We start from the raw sequence: 24,450 nt of genomic DNA on the forward strand, positions 1-24,450 counted from the left end.
CCAGCACACCCCGATCCAAGCGGCAGCTGAAAACGGACTTTCTCCTCAACCGTGACTTATCAGGCAGGTTACCCCCATGCAGTTCAGCGAATTATTGGCAGCGATTTCCACCCATGCGATCCGTCTGCAAACTGAAGAAGGCGACCTGATCATCCTCGGCGATGACGAAGCACTGGATGACGCCCTGTGGGATCAACTGATCGCCCACAAAACCCAGCTGCTGGCACTGGTTGCCGAACATGGTGGTGACTGGCTGAGCCCGGCCTACCGCATCACGCCGGACATGCTGGCGCTGGTCAATCTCGACCAGCCGGCCATCGACCGGATCGTCGCCGCCATCCCCGGTGGCGCGGCGAATGTGCAGGATGTGTACCCCTTGGCACCGCTGCAGGAGGGGATGCTCTATCACCACCTGTCCGCCCAGCAGGGCGACCCCTATGTGCTGCACGCGCAGTTCGTGTTCGACAGCCGCGCGCGCCTGCAGCACTTTGCCCAGGCGCTGCAATGGGTGATCGACCGCCACGACATCCTGCGTACTTCGATGGTGTGGGAGCGCCTGGACGAGCCGCTGCAAGTGGTATGGCGCAAGGCACCGCTGGTCTGCGAAGAAGTGTCGTTGAGCGGTGGCGACATCCTCGCCCAATTGCTCGCCCGCTATGACGCACGCACGTTCCGCATGGACCTCGGCCAGGCGCCACTGCTGCGCCTGGTGTTCGCCGACGACCCGGCCAATCAGCGGGTGGTGGCGATGCTGCTGTTCCATCACACCATCCTCGACCACACCGCCCTGGACGTGGTGCGCCATGAAATCCAGCTGTACCTGGCCGGCGAGCAGGCCCAGGCCGGTGAACCCGTGCCGTTTCGCCGCTACATTGCCCAGGTGCGCCACGGCGTCAGCGAAGAGGCTCACGAGACGTTTTTCCGCGACATGCTGAGTGACATCAATGAGCCGACGCTGCCCTTCGGCCTGCAGGATGTGCAGGGCGATGGCCAGGGCATCGATGAGGCGCGCCTGCCCGTCGACAGCGCGTTGAGCCGCCGTCTGCGCCAGCTGGCGCGGCCACTAGGGGTGAGCGTGGCGAGCATGATGCACCTGGGCCTGGCGCGGGTGTTGGGCGTGGTGTCCGGTCGCGAGGCCGTGGTGTTTGGCACGGTGATGCTCGGGCGCATGGGGGCGGGCGAGGGCGGCGAACGCGCCCTGGGCATGTTCATCAACACCTTGCCGTTGCGCGCCGATGTGGGCGGGCAGGGCGTGCGTGCCGGGGTCAAGGCCATCCATGAGCGGCTCACCACCTTGCTGCATCACGAGCATGCGTCCCTGGCCCTGGCCCAGCGTTGCAGCGGGGTGGCCGCGCCGACGCCGTTGTTCAGCGCCATCCTCAACTACCGGCACAGCGCCGCAACCGACATGGACGAGGTCATCGAGGTGGCCGACGGTATCCAAGTGCTGGGTGCCGAAGAGCGCACCAACTACCCGTTGACGGTCAATGTCGATGATCTGGGCGAAGACTTCGCGTTGACCGTGATGGTCGACGTCGCCATCGGCGCGCAGCGCGTTGCGAGCTACCTGCACACGGCTCTGGAAAGCTTGGCCGATGCCCTGGAGCAGCGACCGGATTCGCCGCTCAGCGGCCTGAACATCCTGCCCGACACCGAACGCCATCACCTGCTGCACACCCTCAATCACAGCCCTGCGCACTACGCCGATACGGCCCTGATCCACCACCTCGTTGAAACCCACGCCGCGGCTCAGCCCGAGGCGGTCGCACTGCGTTTCGACAACCAACGGCTCACCTACCGCCAGCTCAATGAACGCGCCAACCAGGTCGCCCATCGCCTGCTGGCCCAGGGCATTCGCCCGGACGACCGCGTGGCGATCTGCGTCGAGCGCGGCCCGGAGATGATCATCGGCCTGCTGGGCATCCTCAAGGCCGGTGCCGGTTACGTGCCGATTGACCCGGCGTATCCGCTGGAACGCATTGCCTACACCCTGGCCGACAGCGCGCCTTTGGCCGTGCTGGTGCAAGCCAACACCCGCCACCTGGTCGGTGACCTGGCGCAGATCGACCTCAACGGCCTGCGCGGCGAGTCCCTGGTCAACCCGCGTGTCAGCGTCAGCCCGGCCAACCTGGCCTACGTGATCTACACCTCGGGCTCCACCGGCCAGCCCAAGGGCGTGATGATCGAACACCGCCAGGTGGCGCGTCTGTTCACCGCCACCGCACACTGGTTCGGCTTCAACAGCAACGACGTGTGGGCGCTGTTCCACTCCTTTGCCTTCGACTTCTCCGTGTGGGAGATCTGGGGCGCGCTGATGCACGGCGGCCAGTTGCTGATCGTGCCGCAACTGGTCAGCCGCTCGCCGGACGAGTGCTACACGCTGCTGTGCGAGGCGGGCGTAAGCATCCTCAACCAGACGCCGAGCGCCTTCCGCCAATTGATCGCGGCCCAGGCCGACAGCCCCCAGGCCCACTCCTTGCGCCAGGTGATTTTCGGCGGCGAAGCCCTGGAACCGGGCATGCTCAAGCCGTGGTATGCCCGTGCGATCAACGCCGGTACGCAACTGGTGAACATGTACGGCATCACTGAAACCACCGTGCACGTGACCTATCGCGCGCTGGAAGCAGCAGATGCGCAATTGGTCGGCGTCAGCCCGATTGGCGTGCGCATCCCCGACCTGCAGCTGTACGTGCTGGATGAGCAGCGCGAGCCGTTGCCGGTGGGCGTGGTGGGTGAGTTGTACGTGGGCGGCGCCGGGGTGGCGCGGGGTTACCTCAACCGTGACGCGCTGAACGCCGAACGCTTCCTGGCCGACCCCGCCACCGGTTTGCGCATGTACAAGACCGGCGACCTGGGCCGCCTCAAGGCCGACGGCAGTGTCGAGTACCTGGGGCGCAATGATGACCAAGTGAAGATCCGTGGTTTCCGCATCGAGCTGGGGGAAATCGAAGCGCGCCTGGCCACTGCGCCCGGCGTGCGCGACGCCGTGGTGGTGGCCCGCGAAGACGTGCCGGGGGACAAGCGCCTGGTGGCCTATGTGATTGCCGAAGGTGAGCTGAGTGTCGCCGCCTTGCGCGACCATCTGCTGCTGAGCCTGGCCGACTACATGGTGCCTGGCGCGTTCGTGCTGCTGGACCAATTCCCCCTCACCACCAACGGCAAGCTCGACCGCAAGGCCTTGCCCGCACCCGATGCCGAGGCGTTGGTGCGGCGCGGTTATGCAGCGCCCCAGGGCGCGGTGGAAACCGCCATCGCGGGGCTCTGGCAAGAGTTGCTCACCCTTGACCGTGTTGGCCGCGACGACAATTTCTTCGAACTGGGCGGGCACTCCCTGCTGGCGGTCAAGCTGATCGAACGCATGCGCCAGCTCGACCTGAGCGCCGATGTGCGCGTGCTCTTCGGCCAACCCACCCTGGCGGCATTGGCGGCGGCGGTGGGCGGGCAGCAGGAGGTGGCGGTGCCGGCCAATCGGATTACCGCAACCAGCCAACGCATCACCCCCGACATGTTGCCCCTGGTGGCGCTGGAACAGCCAGCCATCGACCATATCCTCGCCAGCGTGCCCGGTGGCCTGGGCAATGTGCAGGACATCTACGGCCTGGCCCCCTTGCAGGCGGGCATTCTCTATCACCACCTGGCAACCACCGAGGGCGACCCCTACGTGTTGCAGGTGCAACTCAGCTTCGCCGACAAAGGCGCGGTGGACGCGTTCGCGCGCGCCTTGAACAGCGTGATCGAGCGCAATGACATCCTGCGCACCGGCATCCTCTGGGAAGGCCTGGATGAGCCGGTGCAAGTGGTGCTGCGCCACGCGCCGTTGGTGGTCGAGCGTATCGAGGCGGCGGGTGCTGATGCCCTGGCCACCCTGCAACAACGCTTCGACCCGCGTCACTACCGACTGGACCTGACGCGCCCCTCGTTGATGCGCCTGGCCTATGGCGAGCAGCAGGGCCGTTTCGTCGGCATCCTGTTGCTGCACCACATCCTGCTCGACCACACCGCGTTGCAGGTGCTGGTGGAGGAAATGAGCGCCAGCCTGACAGGCAGCAGCGCGCACTTGCCCGACGCGGTGCAGTACCGCAACTACGTGGCGCAGGCCAGGCTGGGGGTGAGCCAGGCGCAACACGAAGGGTTTTTCCGCGAGATGCTCGGCGACATCGACGAGCCGACCCTGGCCTTCGGCCTGCAGGACATCAATGGCGACGGCAGTGGCATCGTCGAGGCGCACTTGCCGCTGGAACCGGCGTTGAGCCTGGGCCTGCGTGAGCAGGCACGGCAGTTGGGCGTGAGCACCGCCAGCCTGGTGCACCTGGCCTGGGCGCAGGTGCTGGCCCAGGTGTCGGGCCAGCAGGACGTGGTGTTCGGCACCGTGCTGCTGGGCCGCCTGCAGGGCGGTGAGGGCGCCGACCGCGCCCTCGGCATGTTCATCAATACCTTGCCGCTGCGAGTCAGCCTCGGCACGCTCGGCGTTCAAGCCGGGGTGCGCGCCACCCACGCGCGCCTGGCGCAGCTGCTCGGGCATGAGCATGCCTCGTTGTCCCTGGCCCAGCGTTGCAGCGGCGTGCCGGCGTCGCTGCCGTTGTTCAGCACACTGCTCAACTACCGTCACAGCGCCCCGGGCGAAGCACCGGGGGCCAGCCCATTCGCGGCGTCTGGTATCGAAATCCTCAGCTCCGAAGAGCGCAGCAACTACCCGCTGGTGCTCAACGTCGATGACCTGGGCAGCGGCTTCGCCCTCACCGTGCAAGGGCTGGCCACGTTGGATGTGCAACGGGTGGGCGACTACATGCTCACCGCGCTGCGCCACCTGGTGACCGCGCTGCAACAGGCGCCTACCACGCCGTTGCAGGCTATCTCGATTCTGCCACCCGCCGAGCGTCACCAACTGCTGGTGGACTTCAACGCCACCGCCCGCGACTACCCGGCGCAGCTCACCGTGCACCAGTTGTTCGAAGCCCAGGCGTTGGCCCGACCCGAAGCGGTGGCCGCCGTGCATGGCCAGCTGTCCCTGAGTTACCGCGACCTCAACCGTCGTGCCAATCGCCTGGCTCATCACCTGATCGGCCAAGGCGTGCAGCCCGGCGAAAGCGTAGCGATCGGTTTGCCGCGCTCCCTCGACCTGCTGGTCTGCCAATTGGCGATCCTCAAGTGCGGCGCCGTGTACGTGCCGCTGGACGTCAACGCCCCCGTCGAGCGCCAGGCCTTTATCGTGCAGGACAGCGGCGCGCGCCGTGTGCTCAACACCTTGGCCGACTTGAACCTGGACGCGCAGTCCCCACGCAATCCCGAACTGCCCCAGTCGGCAGAAAACGTCGCGTACATCCTCTACACCTCCGGCTCGACTGGCGCGCCCAAAGGTGTGCAGGTGCCGCACCGGGCCATCTCGCGGCTGGTGCTCAACAACGGCTATGCCGAGTTCAACGAACGCGACCGCGTGGCTTTCGCCTCCAACCCGGCCTTCGATGCCAGCACCCTGGAAGTGTGGGCGCCGCTGCTCAACGGCGGCTGCGTGGTGGTGGTCGAGCATGCGGTGTTGCTGTCCCAGGCTGCGTTCGCCCAGCTGTTGCAGGAGCAGTCCGTCAGCGTGTTGTGGATGACGGCGGGCCTGTTCCACCAATACGCCGATGCGCTGATGCCGCACTTGCGCCAACTGCGCTACCTGATCGTCGGCGGCGATGTGCTCGACCCGCTGGTGATCAGTCGCGTGCTCCAGCACGGCAAGCCCCAGCACCTGCTCAACGGCTACGGGCCGACCGAAGCCACCACCTTTTCCACCACCCATGAAATCACCGCCGTGGGCGAGGGCGGCATTCCCATCGGCCGGCCCATCGCCAACGCCCAGGCCTATGTACTCGATGCGCGCCAGCAGCCGCTGCCGCTGGGGGTGGTCGGCGAGCTGTACATTGGCGGTGCGGGCGTGGCCAAGGGCTACTTGAACCAGCCGCAATTGACCGCCGAAAAATTCATCGCCAACCCGTTCGGCGACGGTCTGCTGTATCGCACCGGCGACCTGGCCTGCTGGCAGGTGGACGGCACCTTGCTGTACCAGGGGCGTAACGACCTGCAGGTGAAGATTCGTGGTTTCCGCATCGAACCCGGGGAAATCGAAGCGGCCCTGGCCGCTTTCCCTGGGGTGAACGACAGCGTGGTGTTGGTGCGTGAAGACGAACCGGGCGACAAGCGCCTGGTGGCGTACTACACCGCCCAGGCGTCGCTGGACATCGAAGCGCTGCGCAGCCACCTGCAAGGCCGCTTGCCCGACTACATGGTGCCGTCGGCCTATGTGTGGCTGGAGCTGTTGCCACTCACCGCCAACGGCAAGCTCGACCGCAAGGGCCTGCCGGTGCCGGACCAGAGCGCGCTGCTCAGCCGTGGCTATGAAGCACCGGAAGGCGAAGTGGAAACCCTGCTGGCGCAGATCTGGCAGGACGTGCTCAAGCTTGAGCGGGTAGGGCGTCACGATCACTTCTTCGAGCTGGGTGGGCATTCGTTGCTGGCGGTCAGCCTGATTGAACGCATGCGCCAGGTCGGCCTGAGCGCCGATGTGCGCGTGCTGTTCAGCCAGCCGAGCCTGGCCACGCTGGCAGCGGCGGTGGGCAGTGGGCGCGAAGTGGTGGTGCCGGCCAATGGCATTCCTGCGGGCTGCACCGGGATCACGCCGGACATGCTGACCCTGGTGCCGCTCGACCAGGCGGCCATCGACCGAGTCGTCGCCAGCGTGCCAGGCGGCGCGGCGAACGTGCAGGACATCTACCCCTTGGCGCCCTTGCAGGAAGGCATCCTGTATCACCACATCAGCGCCGAACACGGCGACCCGTACCTGCTGCAATCGCGCATGGCCTTTGACAGCCTGGAGCGCCTGCACGGGTTCATGGGCGCCTTGCAACAGGTGGTTGCGCGCCACGACATCCTGCGTACCGGCGTGGTCTGGGAGGGGCTGGACAGCCCGGTGCAAGTGGTGTGGCGCAACGCCCAACTGGTGGTGCAAGAAGTGGCGCTGGACCCGGCAGACGGCGGCATCATCGAGCAACTGCACGCGCGTTTCGATGCGCGTCATTACCGCCTTGATATCACCCAGGCGCCGTTGCTGCGCATGGTCTATGCCAATGACCCGGCCAACGGGCGGGTGGCGGCGATCCTGCTGTTCCATCACCTGGCGCTGGACCACACCGCCATGGAAGTGGTCGGCCAGGAAATGCGCGCCTTCCTGTTCAACCAGGCGCAAGACTTGCCGGCGGCCGCGCCGTTCCGCAATTACGTGGCCCAGGCGCGCCTCGGCGTGAGCGTGGCCGAGCACGAGCAATTCTTCCGCGACATGCTGGCCGACATCGATGAGCCGACCTTGCCCTTTGGTGTGCAGGATGTGCAGGGCGACGGGCGTGATATCGAAGAAGCCGAGCTGGCGCTGGACGCCACGCTGGCCCAGCGGGTGCGCGAGCAGGCGCGACTGGCAGGCGTCAGCGCGGCCAGCCTGATGCACCTGGCCTGGGCGCAGGTGCTGGGGCTGGTGGCCGGGCGCGATGAGGTGGTGTTCGGCACCGTCTTGATGGGCCGCATGCAGGCCGGCGAGGGCGCGGACCGGGCCCTGGGCATGTTCATCAACACCCTGCCATTGCGGGTCGACGTGGCGGCTGGCGCGGCCGTGGCAGTCAAGGCCACCCATGCACGCTTGACCGCTTTGCTCGGGCATGAGCACGCCTCCCTGGCACTCGCCCAACGTTGCAGTGGCGTGGCGGCCGCGTTGCCGTTGTTCAGTGCCTTGCTCAATTACCGTCACAGCAGCCCGGGCGAAATGGCCCGCGATGGCCAGGGCATCTGGGAAGGCGTGCAGTTGCTGGGCGGTGAAGAACGCAGCAATTACCCGCTGACGTTGAGTGTGGACGACCTGGGCAGCGGGTTTGGCCTGACGGTGCTGGCCTTGCCGCAGATCGGTGCCAGGCGCCTATGCGACTACATGCACAACGCGGTGGCGCAACTGGTGACAGCACTGGAAACCGCACCGGGCACTGCGCTCAATCAACTGGCCGTGCTGCCGGTGGCCGAGCGCGATACTCTGCTGCTTGACTTCAACACCACTGCCGCAGACTACCCGACGGGCCAGACCCTCCACGGCGCGTTTGAGGTGCAGGCCGAGCGCCAACCCCACGCGGTTGCAGTGGTGCAAGACGGCGAAGCGCTGAGCTACGCGCAACTCAACCAACGCGCCAACCAGCTGGCCCATCACCTGCTGGCGCTCGGCGTGCAACCGGACGACCGCGTGGCGATCTGCTGCCGGCGTGGCCCGCAGATGCTGGTGGGCTTGCTGGCCATTCTCAAGGCCGGCGCCGGCTACGTACCCATCGACCCGGCATACCCCGCCGAGCGTATCCGCTACCTGCTGCAAGACAGCGCCCCGGTAACGGTGCTGGCCGAAGCCAGCACCCGCGCATTGTTGGGATCGGTGGCCAGCGTGGACTTGCAGGATTCGAGCTGGCAGCAGCAACCCACCCACAACCCGCAAGTGCCTGCGCTGACCCCGGCGCATCTGGCCTACGTGATCTACACCTCCGGCTCCACCGGCCAGCCCAAAGGCGTGATGGTGGAACACCGGACCGTGGAAAACCTGGTGCACTGGCACTGCGAAGCCTTCGGCCTGGACCATGCAAGCCACACCAGCAGCGTGGCCGGTTTCGGCTTTGATGCGATGGCCTGGGAGGTCTGGCCGGCGCTGTGCGTGGGTGCCACCCTGCACCTGCCGCCCGCCAGCGTCGGCAACGAGAACATCGACGAACTGCTCGCCTGGTGGCTGGCGCAGCCGTTGGATGTGAGCTTCCTGCCGACGCCGGTCGCCGAATACGCTTTCAGCCAGCACCTGCAGCACCCGAGCTTGCGCATCCTGCTGATCGGTGGCGATCGCCTGCGCCAGTTCACCCAGGAACGGCGTTTTGCCGTGATCAACAACTACGGCCCCACCGAAGCCACGGTGGTCGCCACCTCCGGGCGTGTGCGGGCCGGCCAGGGTTTGCACATCGGCCGGCCGGTCGCCAATGCCTACGCCTACGTGCTGGACGCGCAACAGCGCCCGGTGCCGGTGGGCGTGGCCGGTGAGTTGTACGTGGGCGGCAGCGGCGTGGCGCGGGGTTACCTGAACCGCGCAGACCTGACGGCCGAACGCTTCCTGCAAGACCCGTTCAACCCGGGGCGCATGTACCGCACCGGCGACCTGGTGCGCTGGCTGCCCGACGGCAACCTTGAGTACCTGGGGCGCAACGATGACCAGGTCAAGTTGCGCGGTGTGCGGGTTGAACTGGGCGAAATCGAAAGCCGCCTGGCCGCTCTGGACGGTGTTGGTGAAGCGGTGGTGCTGGTGCGCGATGGCCGCTTGGTGGCGTGGTTCACCGAGCAACGGCCGCTGGCGATCGAGGCCCTTCGCGAACAACTGCAAGCCGTATTGCCCGACGCCCTGGTGCCGGTGGCGTATGTGAAACTCGACGCGCTCCCGCTGACCGCCAACGGCAAGCTGGACCGCAAGGCCCTGCCCGAACCCGATCAGGCCGCCTTACTCAGCCGCGACTACGAGGCACCCCAGGGCGAGGTTGAAACCACCCTGGCGCGAATCTGGGCCGAGGTGTTGCAGGTGGAGCAGGTCGGTCGGCACGACCACTTCTTCGAACTCGGCGGCCATTCGTTGCTGGCCGTCAGCCTGATCGAGCGCATGCGTCAGGTGGGCCTCAGCGCCGATGTGCGCGTGCTGTTCAGCCAGCCGACCCTGGCCGCTTTGGCCGCCGCCGTGGGCAGTGGTCGCGAGGTGCAGGTGCCGGCCAACCTTATTCCTGCGGGCTGCCAGCGCATCACGCCGGACCTGTTGCCGCTGGTGACGCTGGACCAGGCGACCCTCGACGACGTGGTCGCCCGCATCCCGGGTGGCGCAGCGAATGTGCAAGACATCTACCCACTGGCACCGTTGCAGGAAGGCATTCTCTACCACTACATCACCGCCGAAAGCGGCGACCCGTACCTGCTGCAATCGCACCTGGCCTTTGACAGCGTCGAGCGCCTGAACGCCTTCGCCCAGGCGCTGCAACAGGTGATCGACCGCCACGACATCCTGCGTACCGGCGTGGTCTGGGAAGGCCTGGCGCAACCGCTGCAAGTGGTGTGGCGCCGCGCGCAGCTGAGCGTGGAGGAGCTGCACCTGCAAGGCGATGTGCTGGCGGGCCTGCATGAGCGGTTCGATGCGCGACGCTACCGGCTGGACATCAGCCAGGCGCCGCTGATCCGCCTGATGTATGCCAAAGACCCGGCCAATGCGCGGGTGGTGATGGTGCTGCTGTATCACCATATCGCGCTGGACCACACCGCGTTCGACGTGGTGCTGCGCGAAATGCAGGGCCACTTGCTCGGCCAGCCGGCCCCTACGGCAGCACCGATGCCGTACCGCAACTACGTGGCCCAGGCGCGCCTGGGGATCAGCGAGCAGGAGCACGAGGCGTTCTTCCGCGGCATGCTCGGCGATATCGATGAACCGACCCTACCGTTCGGTTTGCAGGATGTGCGCGGCGACGGCAGCGCGATCACCGAGCACACCCTGCACCTGGACAGCGACCTCAATCGCCGTTTGCGTGCCCAGGCCCGTCTGTTGGGCGTGAGCACCGCCAGCCTGTTCCACCTGGCCTGGGGCCAAGTGCTGGCGGCCACCTCCGGCCGTCACAGCGTGGTGTTCGGCACCGTGCTGGTGGGCCGCCTGCAAGGGGGCGAGGGCGCCGACCGTGCCCTTGGGGTGTTCATCAACACCTTGCCGCTGCGCCTGGATATCGACGCGCAAGGCGCCCGCGCCGCCGTGCGAGACACCCATGCACGGCTGAGTGCGCTGTTGGGGCATGAGCATGCGTCCCTGGCCCTGGCACAGCGCTGCAGCGGTGTGGCCGCCCCCGCGCCGCTGTTCAGTTCGATGCTCAACTACCGCCATCGCGGCGCGGCGACCCGCTCGGTGGGCGCGCAACAGGCGTGGCAAGGCATGCAGACGCTGGTCAATGACGGGCGCACCAACTACCCGTTGACCCTGAACGTGGATGACCTGGGCGACGGCTTTGACGTGACGGCCTTGGCGCAACTCGACCCACAACGGGTCTGCGGTTACCTGCACGTGGCCCTGTGCGGCCTGGTCGAGGCCCTGGAGCAGGCGCCGCAGCACGCGCTCAATCGCCTGCCGGTGCTGGGCGAAGAAGAACGGCACAGGCTGCTGGTGACCTTCAACGCCACCGACGTGAGTTACGACCTCGACCAGACCCTGCATGGCCTGTTCGAAGCCCAGGTACGGCGCACGCCGGATGCCATCGCCGTCAAGGCCGAAGACCAGCACCTCACCTATCAACAACTGAACGAGTGCGCCAACCGCTTGGCCCATCACCTGCGCGAGCAGGGCGTGCAGCCGGATTCGCGGGTGGGCATCTGCCTTGAGCGCGGCCTGGACATGGTCATCGGCCTGTTCGCCATCCTCAAGGCCGGCGGCGGCTACGTGCCGCTGGACCCGGCGTACCCCCTCGATCGCATCGCCTACATGCTGCAAGACAGTGCGCCGGTGGTGGTGCTGGCCCAGGGCGCAACCCGAGGCTTGTTGGGCGATGTGCCGGTGATCGACCTCGACCAACCGACCTGGCAGCACCAGCCCTGCAGCAACCCTGAGGTGCCAGGCCTGACGGCGCAGCACCAGGCTTACGTGATCTACACCTCCGGTTCCACCGGCCAGCCCAAGGGCGTGATCAACGAGCACGCCGGGGTGGTCAACCGCTTGCTGTGGATGCAGGACGCCTATGGCCTCAAGGCCCATGACGCGGTGCTGCAGAAAACTCCGTTCAGTTTCGACGTGTCGGTGTGGGAGTTCTTCTGGCCGCTGATGACCGGTGCACGCCTGGTGATGGCACGTCCGGGCGGGCACAAGGAGCCGGCCTACCTGTGCGAAGTGATCGCGGCGCAGCACATCACCACCTTGCACTTCGTGCCGTCGATGCTCGACGTGTTCCTCGCCCACGGCGACGTCAGCCAGGCGGCCGGGCTGGTGCGCGTGATGTGCAGCGGCGAAGCCCTGCCGGGCAGCCTGGTGCGGCGCTTCAAGCAGCAATTGCCGGAGATCGGCCTCTACAACCTGTACGGCCCCACTGAAGCCGCGGTGGATGTGACCGCGTGGAATTGCGCGCGGCCGCAAGTGCCGGACAACACGCCGATCGGCAAACCCATCGCCAACACCCGCATGTACCTGCTCGATGCGCAGTTGCAGCCGGTGCCCCTGGGCGTGGTCGGCGAGCTGTTCATCGGCGGTGTGCAAGTGGCGCGCGGTTACCTCAACCGCCCGGACCTCACCGCCGAGCGCTTCCTCAAGGACCCGTTCACCCGCGGCCGGATGTACCGCACCGGTGACGTCGGCCGCTACTTGCCCGACGGCAATATCGAATACCTGGGGCGCAATGATGACCAGGTGAAGATCCGTGGCCTGCGCATTGAACTGGGGGAAATCCAGGCGCGCCTGCTCGACCATCCCCAGGTCAGCGAAGCCGCCGTGGTGGCCCGCGAAGACCGGCTGGTGGCTTATTACACCGGCGTGCACACCGACATCGACAGCCTGCGCGCCCACCTGCTGCAGCACCTGCCGGACTTCATGGTGCCCGCGCTGTTCGTGCACCTGGAGGCGCTGCCCCTGAGCCCCAACGGCAAGCTCGACCGCAAGGCCCTGCCGGCCCCGGGCATGGCAGCGCTGAGCGTGCGTGAGTACGCCGCACCGCAAGGCGAAACCGAAACCCTGTTGGCGCGGCTGTGGGCCGAACTGCTGGGCGTGGAGCGGGTAGGGCGGCATGACAATTTCTTCGAACTGGGCGGGCATTCGCTGCTCGCCGTGAGCTTGATCGGGCGCTTGCGCCAGGAAGGCATGGAAGCCGATGTGCGGGCGTTGTTCGAACAGCCGACCCTGGCTGGCTACGCCGCCATAACCGAACGAATGGAGATCGTCCTGTGAGCATTCTCGAACTGCTGGCGACGCTGAAGAGCAAAGACATCCAACTGGCGCTCAAGGGCGAACAGTTGGCGGTGCAAGGCAACAAACAGGCGCTGAGTGACCCGGCCATCATGGCCGCGTTGCGCGAGCACAAGCCGGGGCTGATCGAGCTGATCAAGGCCGGCGACTACACGGCGACCAAGGCCGGTGACGTCGAGGTGCCGGCCAATGGCATCGTGCCCGGCACCGAGCACATCACCCCGGCCATGCTGACGTTGTCGACGCTGAGCCAGGAGGAGATCGAGCGCATCGTCGCGACGGTCGACGGCGGCGTGGCGAACATCCAGGACATCTACCCGCTGGCGCCGTTGCAGGAAGGCATTCTGTTTCACCACGTAAGTGCCGAAAGGGGCGACCCGTATGTGATGCAGTCTCAGTTCTCGTTCGACAACCTGGCGCGTTTCGACGCGTTCGCCCAGGCCTTGCAGGCGGTGATGGACCGCCACGATATCCTGCGCACCGGGGTGGTGTGGGAAGGGCTGCAAGAACCGTCACAAGTGGTGTGGCGCCAGGCGCAGTTGCCGATCCAGGCCCTGGCACTGGACCCGGCCGACGGCGACATTGCCGCGCAACTGCATGCATTGTTTGATGCCCGCCACTACCGGCTGGACGTGACCCAGGCGCCGTTGCTGCGCCTGGTGCGCGCCGACGACCCGGCCAATCAGCGCATCGTCGCGACCTTGCTGTTCCACCACATGGCCCTGGATCACAGCGCGCTGGAAGTGGTGTGCCATGAGCTGCAGGCCTGCCTGTTGGGGCAGGGCGCAGCGCTGGGCCAGGCGGTGCCGTTTCGCAACTATGTGGCGCAGGCGCGGCTGGGGATCAGCGAGCAGGAGCACGAAAGTTTCTTCCGCCAGATGCTCGGCGACATCAGCGAGCCGACCTTGCCGTTCGGCCTGCAGGATGTGCAGGGCGATGCCCGTGGCATTACCGAGGTCAGCCTGCCGCTGCCTGCGCCGTTGGCCCAGCGTTTGCGCGCCCAGGCCCGGCAATTGGGGGTGAGCGCGGCGAGCCTGTTCCATATGGGCTGGGCGCAGGTGCTGGGGGCGTTGGCCGGCAAGCAGCAGGTGGTGTTCGGCACCGTGTTGATGGGGCGCATGCAGGGCAGTCATGACACCGAGCGGGCCCTGGGCATTTTCATCAACACCTTGCCGTTTCGCGTGGACGTGGACGCCACCGACGTGCGCGCCGGGGTCAAGGCCACCCACGCGCGGCTGACCACCTTGCTGCGCCATGAGCATGCGGCCCTGGCCCTGGCCCAGCGTTGCAGTGGGGTGGTGGCGCCGACGCCGCTGTTCAGTGCCTTGCTCAACTACCGCCACAGTGCGCCGGCCGCCAGTGCCGACGCCGCATCGGCCTGGCAGGGCATCGCGGCCCTGAGTGCCGAAGAACGTACCAACTACCCGCTGACCTTGAGTGTGGATGACCTGGGCGAAGGGTTTGGCTTGAGCCTGCTCGCCAGCACGGCCGTAGACCCGCAGCGCGTGTGTGCCTACCTGCGCACCGCCCTGGAAAACCTGGTGACGGCACTGGAACAGGCGCCCCACACCGCCCTGAACCAGGTGGCCGTGATGCCCGCCGCCGAACAGCAGTTGCTGCTCGAACAGTTCAATGCCACCCACACCGACTTCCCCCAGGGCACCACTTTGCACGGGCGCATCGAAGCCCAGGCGGCCCAGACCCCCGAGGCCATCGCTGCGGTGTATCAAGGCCGCCAACTGACCTACGCCGAGCTGAATCAGCAGGCCAACCTGCTGGCCCATCACCTGCTGGCGTTGGGCGTGAAGCCCGATGACCGCGTGGCCATCGTCGCCCGCCGTGGCCTGGACACCTTGGCCGGGTTGCTGGCGATCCTCAAGGCCGGTGGCTGCTATGTGCCGGTGGACCCGTCGCACCCGGCTGAGCGCTTGAACTACCTGCTGAGCGACAGCGCCCCAGTGGCGGTGTTGACCCAACATGCCCTGCTTGATCGCCTGCCCGCCTTGGAAGTGCCGGTGATCAACCTCGACCGCTACACCTGGCAGCACCATTCGGCGAGCAACCCCAAGGTGGCCGTCACCCCCTCGCACCTGGCGTATGTGATCTACACCTCCGGTTCCAGCGGCCTGCCCAAAGGGGTGATGGTGGAGCACCACACCGTGGCCAACCTGGTGGACTGGCACTGCGCGGCCTTTGACCTGTGCGCCGGGCGCCACACCGCCAGCGTCGCCGGTTTCGGCTTTGATGCGATGGCCTGGGAAGTGTGGCCGGCGCTGTGCGTGGGGGCGACCTTGCACCTGCCACCGGCCAATGACGGCGCCGAAGACATCGACGCCCTGCTGGCCTGGTGGTGCGCGCAGCCGCTGGACGTGTGCTTCCTGCCGACGCCGGTGGCCGAGTACGCCTTCAGCCAGCAGATCGAACACCCTACGTTGCGCACCCTGTTGATCGGCGGCGATCGCTTGCGCCAGTTCGGCCGGGCGCAGCATTTCGAGCTGATCAACAACTACGGCCCCACCGAGGCCACGGTGGTCGCCACGTCCGGCAAGGTGGAGGCGGGCGGGGTGCTGCATATCGGCAAACCCATCGCCAATGCCACGGTGTACCTGCTCGATGAACAACGGCGCCCGGTGCCGTTGGGCGTGGCGGGGGAGCTGTACGTGGGCGGCAAGGGCGTGGCGCGGGGTTACCTGAACCGCCCGGAACTCACCGCCGAACGCTTCCTCGATGACCCGTTCAACGGCGGGCGCATGTACCGCACCGGCGACCTGGCGCGCTGGTTGCCGGAGGGCAATCTTGAATACCTGGGGCGCAACGATGACCAGGTGAAGATCCGTGGTGTGCGCATCGAACTGGGGGAGATCGAAACCCAGCTCAACCAATTGGCCGGCATCCTTGAAGCGGTGGTGCTGGTGCGTGAAGAACGCCTGGTGGCTTACTTCACCGAGAACCCACAGCTCGATCCGCTGGCGGTGGGCGATATCCGCGCCCACCTGGTGGCGCACCTGCCGGACTACATGGTGCCGGTGGCCTACATGAAGCTGGATGCGTTGCCCCTCACCGCCAACGGCAAACTCGACCGCAAGGCCTTGCCGGCGCCGGACCAGGCCGCCGTGTTCACCCGCGAATACGCCGCGCCCGAGGGCGAGATCGAAGGCGTGCTGGCGAGTATCTGGAGCGGCGTGCTGCAAGTCGAACGCGTTGGGCGCCACGATCATTTCTTCGAACTGGGCGGGCATTCGCTGTTGGCCATGCGCATGGTTTCCCAGGTGCGCCAGCGCCTGGGGGTAGAGCTGCAACTGGGCGACCTGTTTGCCAACGCCGAGCTGTGCGCGGTCGCCGAAGTGCTGGCCCAGGCCGGGCGCAGCACCTTGCCGGATATCCTGCCGGCCAACCGCGATGAAGACGTACCGCTGTCGTTCGCTCAGCAGCGCCTGTGGTTCCTGGCGTTGATGGAAGGCGCCAACACCGCCTACAACATCCCCATCGGCCTGCGCCTGCGTGGGCAACTGCATGTGCAGGCCCTGCAACGGGCGCTGGCGCGCATTGTGGCGCGCCACGAAACCCTGCGCAGTCGCTTCGCCCAGCACGGCGACACCGCCCAGGTGCTGATCGTGCCGGCCGAAGACGTGCTGCCCCTGCAAGTGCAGGACCTGCGCCGCCACCCGCAGCCGCAACAGGCGCTGGACGCGTTGATCCATGGCGAAGCCTCGGCGCCCTTCGATCTGGAGCGTGGCCCGTTGCTGCGTGGGCGCCTGGTGGTGATGGCCGACGATCACCATGTGCTGTTGCTGACACTGCACCACATCGTCTCTGATGGCTGGTCCATGGGCGTGCTGACCCGCGAGTTGATGGCGCTGTACCAGGCGTTCAGCCACGGCCTGCCGGACCCGCTGCCAGCCTTGCCGATCCAGTACGGTGACTTTGCCGTGTGGCAACGCCTGTGGCTCAGCGGCGAGGTGCTGCACCGCCAAAGCACCTATTGGCAGCAGGCCCTGGCCGGTGCGCCGGCCTTGCTCACACTGCCCACCGACCGCCCGCGCCCGGCGCAGCAGGACTACGCCGGCAGCAGCGTCGACGTGCGCCTGGACGAACGCCTCACGGCCGGGCTCAAGGCCTTGAGCCAACGCCATGGCACCACCTTGTACATGACCTTGATGAGCGCCTGGGCGGCCTTGCTCGCGCGGTTGTCCGGCCAGCCGGACCTGGTGATCGGCTCGCCGGTGGCCAACCGCACCCGCAGCGAGGTGGAAGGGCTGATCGGCCTGTTCGTCAACACCCTGGCAGTGCGTATCGACACCTCGGGCGAGCTGAGCGTCGAGGGGTTGCTCGCCCGGGTCAAGGCCCAGACCCTGCAAGCCCAGGCCCATCAGGACCTGCCGTTCGAGCAAGTGGTGGAAATCACCCGGCCGGTGCGCAGCCTGGCTCACAGCCCGTTGTTCCAGACCCTGCTGACTTGGCAGGACAGCAGCGCACCGACACTGGCCCTGGGCGACCTGGCGCTGGAAGGCATTGTGGAGAACAGTCACTTTGCCAAGTTTGACCTGTCGCTGAACCTGGGCGAAGTGCAGGGCAGCATTCTCGGCGCGCTGGAATATGCGGTGGCGCTGTTCGATGAAGCCACGATGCAGCGTTATGTGGGGTACTTCGTTCGCGTGTTGCAGGCCATGGTCGAGAACGATCAGGCGGTGCTGGACCACATCCCCCTGGTGAGCGAGCGGGAGCGTCAGCAGGTGCTGTTCGACTTCAACGCCACCGATGTCCCTTACAACCTCGACCAGACGCTGCACGGCCTGTTCGAAGCGCAAGTGGCGCGCACGCCCCAGGCCGTGGCGCTCAAGGCTGGCGAGCAGACGTTGACCTACGCCGAACTCAACGCCCAGGCCAACCGTCTGGCTCACCACCTGCTGGCGCAGGGCGTGCACGCCGATTCGCGGGTGGCGATCTGCGTGGAGCGCGGCCTGGAGATGGTCATCGGCCTGTACGCGATCCTCAAGGCCGGCGCCGCCTATGTGCCGCTGGACCCAGCCTATCCGCCGGAGCGTATCGCCTACATGCTGCATGACAGCGCGCCCCAGGTGGTGCTGGCCCAAGGCAGCACGCGGGGCTTGCTGGGCGATGCGCCGGTGATCGACCTGGAGCAGCCGACCTGGCAGCACCTGTCCCTTGATAATCCGCACACCGAGGCCGTGAGTGCCTATGTGATCTACACCTCCGGTTCCACCGGGCAGCCTAAAGGGGTGATCAACGATCACGCCGGGGTGGTCAACCGCCTGCTGTGGATGCAGGACGAATACCGGCTGACGGCCGACGACACGGTCTTGCAGAAAACCCCGTTCAGCTTCGACGTGTCGGTGTGGGAGTTCTTCTGGCCGTTGATGACTGGCGCACGCCTGGTGATGGCTGCGCCGGGTGGGCACAAGGACCCGCAGTACCTGTGCCGGGTGATCGCGGCGGAGCAGGTCACCACCTTGCATTTTGTGCCGTCGATGCTCGACGTGTTCCTCGCCCATGGCGAGTTGAGCCAGGCCGCCGGGCTGGTGCGGGTGATCTGCAGCGGCGAAGCCTTGCCGGGCAGCCTGGTGCGGCGCTTCAAGCGGCAACTGCCGGGCAGCCAACTGCACAACCTGTATGGCCCGACGGAAGCGGCGGTGGATGTCACCGCGTGGAACTGCGCGGGGCCGGTGACGCCGGACAACACGCCCATCGGCAAGCCAATTGCCAATACGCGCATGTACCTGCTGGACGCCCAGTTGCAGCCGGTGCCCCTGGGCGTGGTGGGCGAGCTGTTCATTGGTGGTGTGCAAGTGGCGCGGGGCTACCTGAACCGCCCGGAACTCACCGCCGAACGCTTCCTCAAGGACCCGTTCACCGAGGGCCGCCTGTACCGCACCGGTGACGTCGGCCGCTACCTGCCTGACGGCACCATCGAATACCTGGGGCGCAATGACGATCAGGTGAAGATCCGTGGCTTGCGCATCGAACTGGGGGAAATCCAGGCGCGGCTCACCGAGTTCCCGGCGATCAACGAAGCGGCGGTCATCGCCCGCGAGCAGCGCCTGGTGGCGTACTACACCGGTGAACACAGCGACATCGAGGCCTTGCGTGCCCACCTGTTGCAGCACCTGCCGGAATTCATGGTGCCTACGACCTTTGTCCACCTCGATGCGCTGCCCCTGAGCCCCAACGGCAAGCTCGACCGCAAGGCGCTGCCGGCGCCGGGCCTGGAATCGCTGGCCGTGCGCGAGTACGAGGCACCCCAGGGCGACACGGAAGTGACCCTAGCGAGTGTGTGGGCCGAGTTGCTCAACGTGGAGCGCGTGGGTCGTCACGACAATTTCTTCGAGCTGGGCGGGCATTCGCTGCTGGCAGTCAGCCTGATGGGGCGCTTGCGCAGCCTGGGCTTGTCGGCGGATGTGAAAGTGCTGTTTGCCCAGCCGACGCTGGCCGGTTTGGCGGCGGCATTGGGCGGCAGCCGTGAAGTGGCAGTGCCCGCTAATCGAATTGGCGCTGGTTGCACGCATATCACCCCGGACCTGTTGCCGCTGATCACCCTGGAGCAAGTAGCCATCGACCGCATCGTCGCGTGCATCCCCGGTGGTGCGGCGAATGTGCAAGACATCTACCCGCTGGCGCCGTTGCAGGCGGGCATGCTCTATCACCATCGCGCGGTGCCCGAAGGCGATGCCTACCTGTTGCAGGCGCAATTTGCCTTCGACCATCACGAACGCCTGGAAGCGTTCGCCATGGCCTTGCAGGCCGTGATCGAACGGCACGACATCCTGCGTTCGTCGTTCCACTGGGACGGCCTGGAAGAACCGGTGCAAGTGGTGTGGCGCGATGCGGCGCTGCGTGTTGAACCCGGGCCGTTACCCCTGCGCCTGGACGTGGGCCAGGCCCCGTTGATGCGCCTGGTGTATGCCCAGGAACCCGGGCGGGTGGTTGCCACCTTGCTGTTCCATCACCTGGTGATGGACCACATCGCTCTGGAGATCCTGCAACACGACATGCAGGCGTTCCTGCTGGGTGAGCAAGACCGGTTGGGCGCGGCGGTGCCGTATCGCAACTATGTGGCCCAGACCCGCCTGGGTGGCGGTGATCACGAAGGGTTCTTCCGCGAGATGCTGGGCGACATCGACGAGCCGACCGAGGTCGAAGCGCTGGACGATGACGAACCCGCGCAACTGGCCCTCGACCCACAGTTGAGCCTGCGCTTGCGTACCCAGGCCCGTGAGGCCGGCGTGAGCAGCGCCAGCCTGATGCACCTGGCGTGGGCGCAGGTGCTGGGCAAAGTCTCCGGGCGTGAGCAGGTGGTGTTTGGCACGGTGATGCTCGGTCGCCTGCAAGGCGGCGAGGGTGCCGAGCGGGCGATGGGGGTGTTCATCAACACCCTGCCGCTGCGCGTCGACCTGGGCGAGCGCCCGGTGCGTGAGGCGCTGCGGGCCACCCATGCGCGGCTGACGCAACTGCTCAGCCATGAACACGCGCCGCTGGCGCTGGCCCAGCGTTGCAGTGGCGTGCCGGTGGGCACCCCGCTGTTCAGCGTGCTGTTCAATTACCGGCACAGTGCGCCGCAGGCCGGTGGTGTGGCCGAGGCGTGGCAGGGCATTCAAGTGCTCAAGGCCGAGGAACACACCAACTATGGCCTGTCGTTGAGCGTGGATGACCTCGGCGCCGGGTTCAGCCTCAAGGCCACGGGGCAGGGCGCACGGCGTTTGTGCGAGTACTTGCAGGTGGCGCTGGAGCAGGTGGTGCAGGCCCTGGAGCAACGCAGCGAGATTGCTATCGGCCGCTTGCCCGTGCTGCCGGCGACCGAAGTTCTGCAACTGCAAGGTTTCAACGCCACGGCGCGCACGTTCCCTCGTGAACACACCGTGCAGCGCCTGTTCGAAGCCCAGGCCCAAGCCCGCCCAGGCGCCTTGGCCGTGCGTCATGGCGAGCAGACGCTGAGCTACGGTGAGTTGAACACTCGCGCCAATCATCTGGCCCATCACCTGCTGGGCCTGGGCGTGCTGCCGGGCGACAACGTGGCGATCCTGCTGCCGCGCTCTGTCGACCTGCTGGTCAGCCAACTGGCCGTGCTCAAGTGCGCGGCGGCCTATGTGCCGCTGGACATCCATGCGCCACCCGAACGCCAGGGCTTCATGCTGCAGGACAGCGGTGCGGCGTGGCTGTTGACCCGCAGCGATATGCCAGTCGGCTACCCGGCGCGACGTCTGGACCTGGACACCCTGGCCCTCGACCCGCAGCCCAGCCACAACCCGGATCTGTCGCAGTCCTCGGACAGCGTGGCCTACATTATGTACACCTCCGGCTCCACCGGGACGCCCAAGGGTGTGCTGGTGCCGCACCGTGGCATCACACGCCTGGTGATCAACAACGGCTATGCCGACTTCAACGCCGCCGACCGCGTGGCGTTCGCCTCCAACCCGGCGTTCGACGCCAGTACCATGGACGTCTGGGGCCCGCTGCTCAACGGCGGCCAGGTGCAGGTGATCGACCACGCCACCTTGCTCGCCCCGGCTGCGTTCGGCGCGGCCCTGGAAGGCGCGACGGTGCTGTTCGTGACCACGGCGCTGTTCAACCAGTATGTGCAGATGATCCCCGATGCCCTGGCCGGGTTGCGCATCCTGCTGTGCGGCGGCGAGCGCGCTGACCCGGCCGCATTCCGCAGCCTGCTGGCGCGAGCCCCGGCGTTGCGCCTGGTGCATTGCTACGGGCCGACGGAAACCACCACTTACGCCACCACCTATGAAGTGCGCGCCATTGCCTTTGATGCGGAAAGCGTGCCGGTGGGCCGGCCGATTTCCAATACCCACATCCATGTGCTGGACGCGCACTTGCAGCCGGTACCGCTGGGCGTGACGGGTGAAATCTGTATCGGTGGTGACGGCGTCGCCAGGGGCTACTTGAACCGTCCCGAGCTGACGGCCGAGAAGTTTGTGAGCGACCCGTTCAACCCGGGTGCCCTGATGTACCGCACCGGTGACCTGGGACGCTGGACGCCGGACGGCTTGCTCGAATGCATCGGGCGCAACGACGACCAAGTGAAAATTCGCGGTTTCCGCATCGAGCTGGGTGAGATCGAAGCGCGTCTCGCCACCTTCGCCGGCATCCGGGAGGTGGTGGTGTTGGCCCGTGAAGACAATCCCGGAGACAAACGCCTGGTGGCCTATTTCACCTGGGCGGCAGAGGCGCTGGACATTGATCGCGTGCGCGGCCACCTGCACGGCCAGTTACCGGACTACATGCTGCCTTCGGCCTATGTGCCGCTGGCGCAACTGCCGCTGACTGCCAACGGTAAAGTCGACCGTAAAGCCCTGCCTGTTCCGGTCATGGATGCCCTGTGCAGCCGCGATTTCGAAGCACCCGCCGACGCACTGGAAGAGACCCTGGCGCAACGTTGGGCCGAGGTGTTGAAGGTGGAACACGTGGGCCGGCACGACAGCTTCTTTGAGCTGGGCGGTCATTCGTTGCTGGCAATCCGTCTGGTCAACCTGCTGGAAGAGGCCGGGTTACCGGTGTCCCTGGCGGAGCTGTTTCAGCACGCGAGCGTGGCCGGCGTGGCGAACCTGCTGCGCCAGCGCACGGGTGAGCCGGAGCGTGATCCCGCGGTGATCACCGTGCGCAGCAGCGGCGCGCAACCGCCGTTGTTCCTGGTGCATGAATTCAGCGGCATGGACGTGTATTTCCCTGCCTTGGGCCAGCACCTGCCGGGGGATTACCCCATCTATGGCCTGCCGGGCGTGCCGCTGGGTGAAGCGCACCTGAACACCCTGGAAGGCCTGGCGGCGCGGATGGTCGGGCTGATCCGCAGCCTGCAACCCCACGGGCCGTATCGCGTGGCGGGCTGGTCGTTTGGTGGTGTGTTGGCCTATGAGGTCGCCATGCAATTGCTCGGGCTGGATGAGCCGGTGGCGTTCCTCGGTTTGATCGACAGCTACGTGCCGCGCATGACCGACCAGGGCAAAGCGCGCTGGAGCGGGCCCGAGGCCCTCAAGCGGCATTTGCTGTTGCAGTGCACGGCGTATTGGAAAGCACAGGGAGGTGCAAATGAACTGGAAAGCCTTGGGCAACTGGAGGCGAGCCTTGGACAGCTGGACTTTGCGGGCTTGCTGCAACGCTGTCGCGATCAAGGTTTGCTATACGCGCAAATGGCGGCGGCGTCGGACGCCGACCTCTTGAGCTTCATCGAGCGCGAAGTGGGGCATGGGCATGCGCTGGCGCACTACAGCCTGTTCCCGCTGCCAATCCCGGTGCACCTGTTCAGCGCCGAGCAGCGGCCGACCGAACTGTCCCGTCGCAGCCAGTCCCTGGGCTGGAGCGAGGCGTTGGCACCGGGGCAGTTGCGTCAGGTGGACGTGCCGGGCGATCACCAGAGCATGATGCAGGCGCCGCATATCCAGGCCCTGGGCCGTGCGATGACCGACGCCTTGGCGGGTGCTGTGCCGATGGCGCATGCGGTGCATCAACCGTTGTTGCGTATCCAGGGTGGCCGGGCGGGGAACGCCCCGGTGTTCTGTGTGCCAGGGGCGGGGGACAGCGTCACCGGGTTCGTCGGGTTCGGCGAGGCCCTGGGGCGTGACTGGCCGTTGTACGGCCTGCAGCCGCGCGGCCTGGACGGCGAGGCGGTGCCCCACAGCCAGGTGGAAGCGGCGGCGCAGTGTTACCTGGCGGCGCTGGCGCACGAGTGCCCGCACGGGCCGGTGCACCTGGTGGGGCATTCGTTTGGTGGCTGGGTGGCGCTGGAGATGGCGCTGCGGTTGCAGGCGATGGGGCGTGAGGTGGCGTCGTTGACGGTGATCGACAGTGAGTCGCCCGGTGGCAATGGCGTGGTGGGGCGGCCGTATACGACGACGGCGGCGTTGTTGCGTTTGATCGAGGCGATGCAGGTGTCGGCCGGGAAGTCGTTGGGGATCGATCCTTTGGACTTTGCCGGGTGTGATGAAGGTGTGCAGCGGCAGCTGTTGCATGGGGGGATGGTGAACGTTGGGTTGTTGCCGGGGCGTGCGTCGGTGGACGCGATGGAGGGGCCGGCGCGGACCTATGCGGCGGCGTTGCGTACGGTGTATCGGCCGGGGCAGCGGTATCGCGGGGTGGTGCGGTTGGTGTTGGCCCAGGACCCGGCCCTGGATGCGGCGGGGAATCAGCGGGAGCAGGGGTTGATGGTTGAGGGCTGGGGGAGGCAGGGGAGTGGGTTGCAGGTGTGGTATGGCGCAGGGAATCACTTTACGTTGCTCAAGGCGCCGAATGTGCAGGGGTTGGCGCGGTGGTGGTTGGATGGGGTGGTGGTTGGGGAGGTGGTTTCGTGAGGGGGGGACGTCGAGCTCTTTGTGGGAGCTGGCTTGCCTGCGATAGCGGTGGTGGGTCGGTGTACATATCCGTTGCTGCGGTAACGGCGGCTTATGGTTCCGCTCTTACAGCGGGTCACTTTTGGAAGGACC

General features: G+C 66.6%; 2 protein-coding genes. Both read left to right on the plus strand.

Translation table 11 applies throughout. The features are described from left to right. Positions 1–76: 76 nt before the first annotated feature. Positions 77–12,988, plus strand: a complete 12,912-nt coding sequence (locus M2394_RS29815) for a non-ribosomal peptide synthetase (RefSeq protein WP_259175729.1) — start codon at positions 77–79, stop codon at positions 12,986–12,988. Continuing rightward, the gene (locus M2394_RS29820; RefSeq protein ID WP_259175730.1) at positions 12,985–24,318 is read left to right on the plus strand and encodes a non-ribosomal peptide synthetase; all 11,334 of its coding nucleotides are present in this window, start codon (positions 12,985–12,987) and stop codon (positions 24,316–24,318) included. Before M2394_RS29815 ends, M2394_RS29820 begins: the two co-directional genes overlap by 4 nt. Positions 24,319–24,450: the final 132 nt, after the last annotated feature.

It is taken from the genome of Pseudomonas sp. BIGb0164, assembly GCF_024810135.1.
GTDB lineage: Bacteria > Pseudomonadota > Gammaproteobacteria > Pseudomonadales > Pseudomonadaceae > Aquipseudomonas.

Excerpts from the sequence above, each read along its gene's own strand:
- M2394_RS29815 (WP_259175729.1), top strand. The coding sequence starts at position 77 with ATGCAGTTCAGCGAATTATTGGCAGCGATTTCCACCCATGCGATCCGT.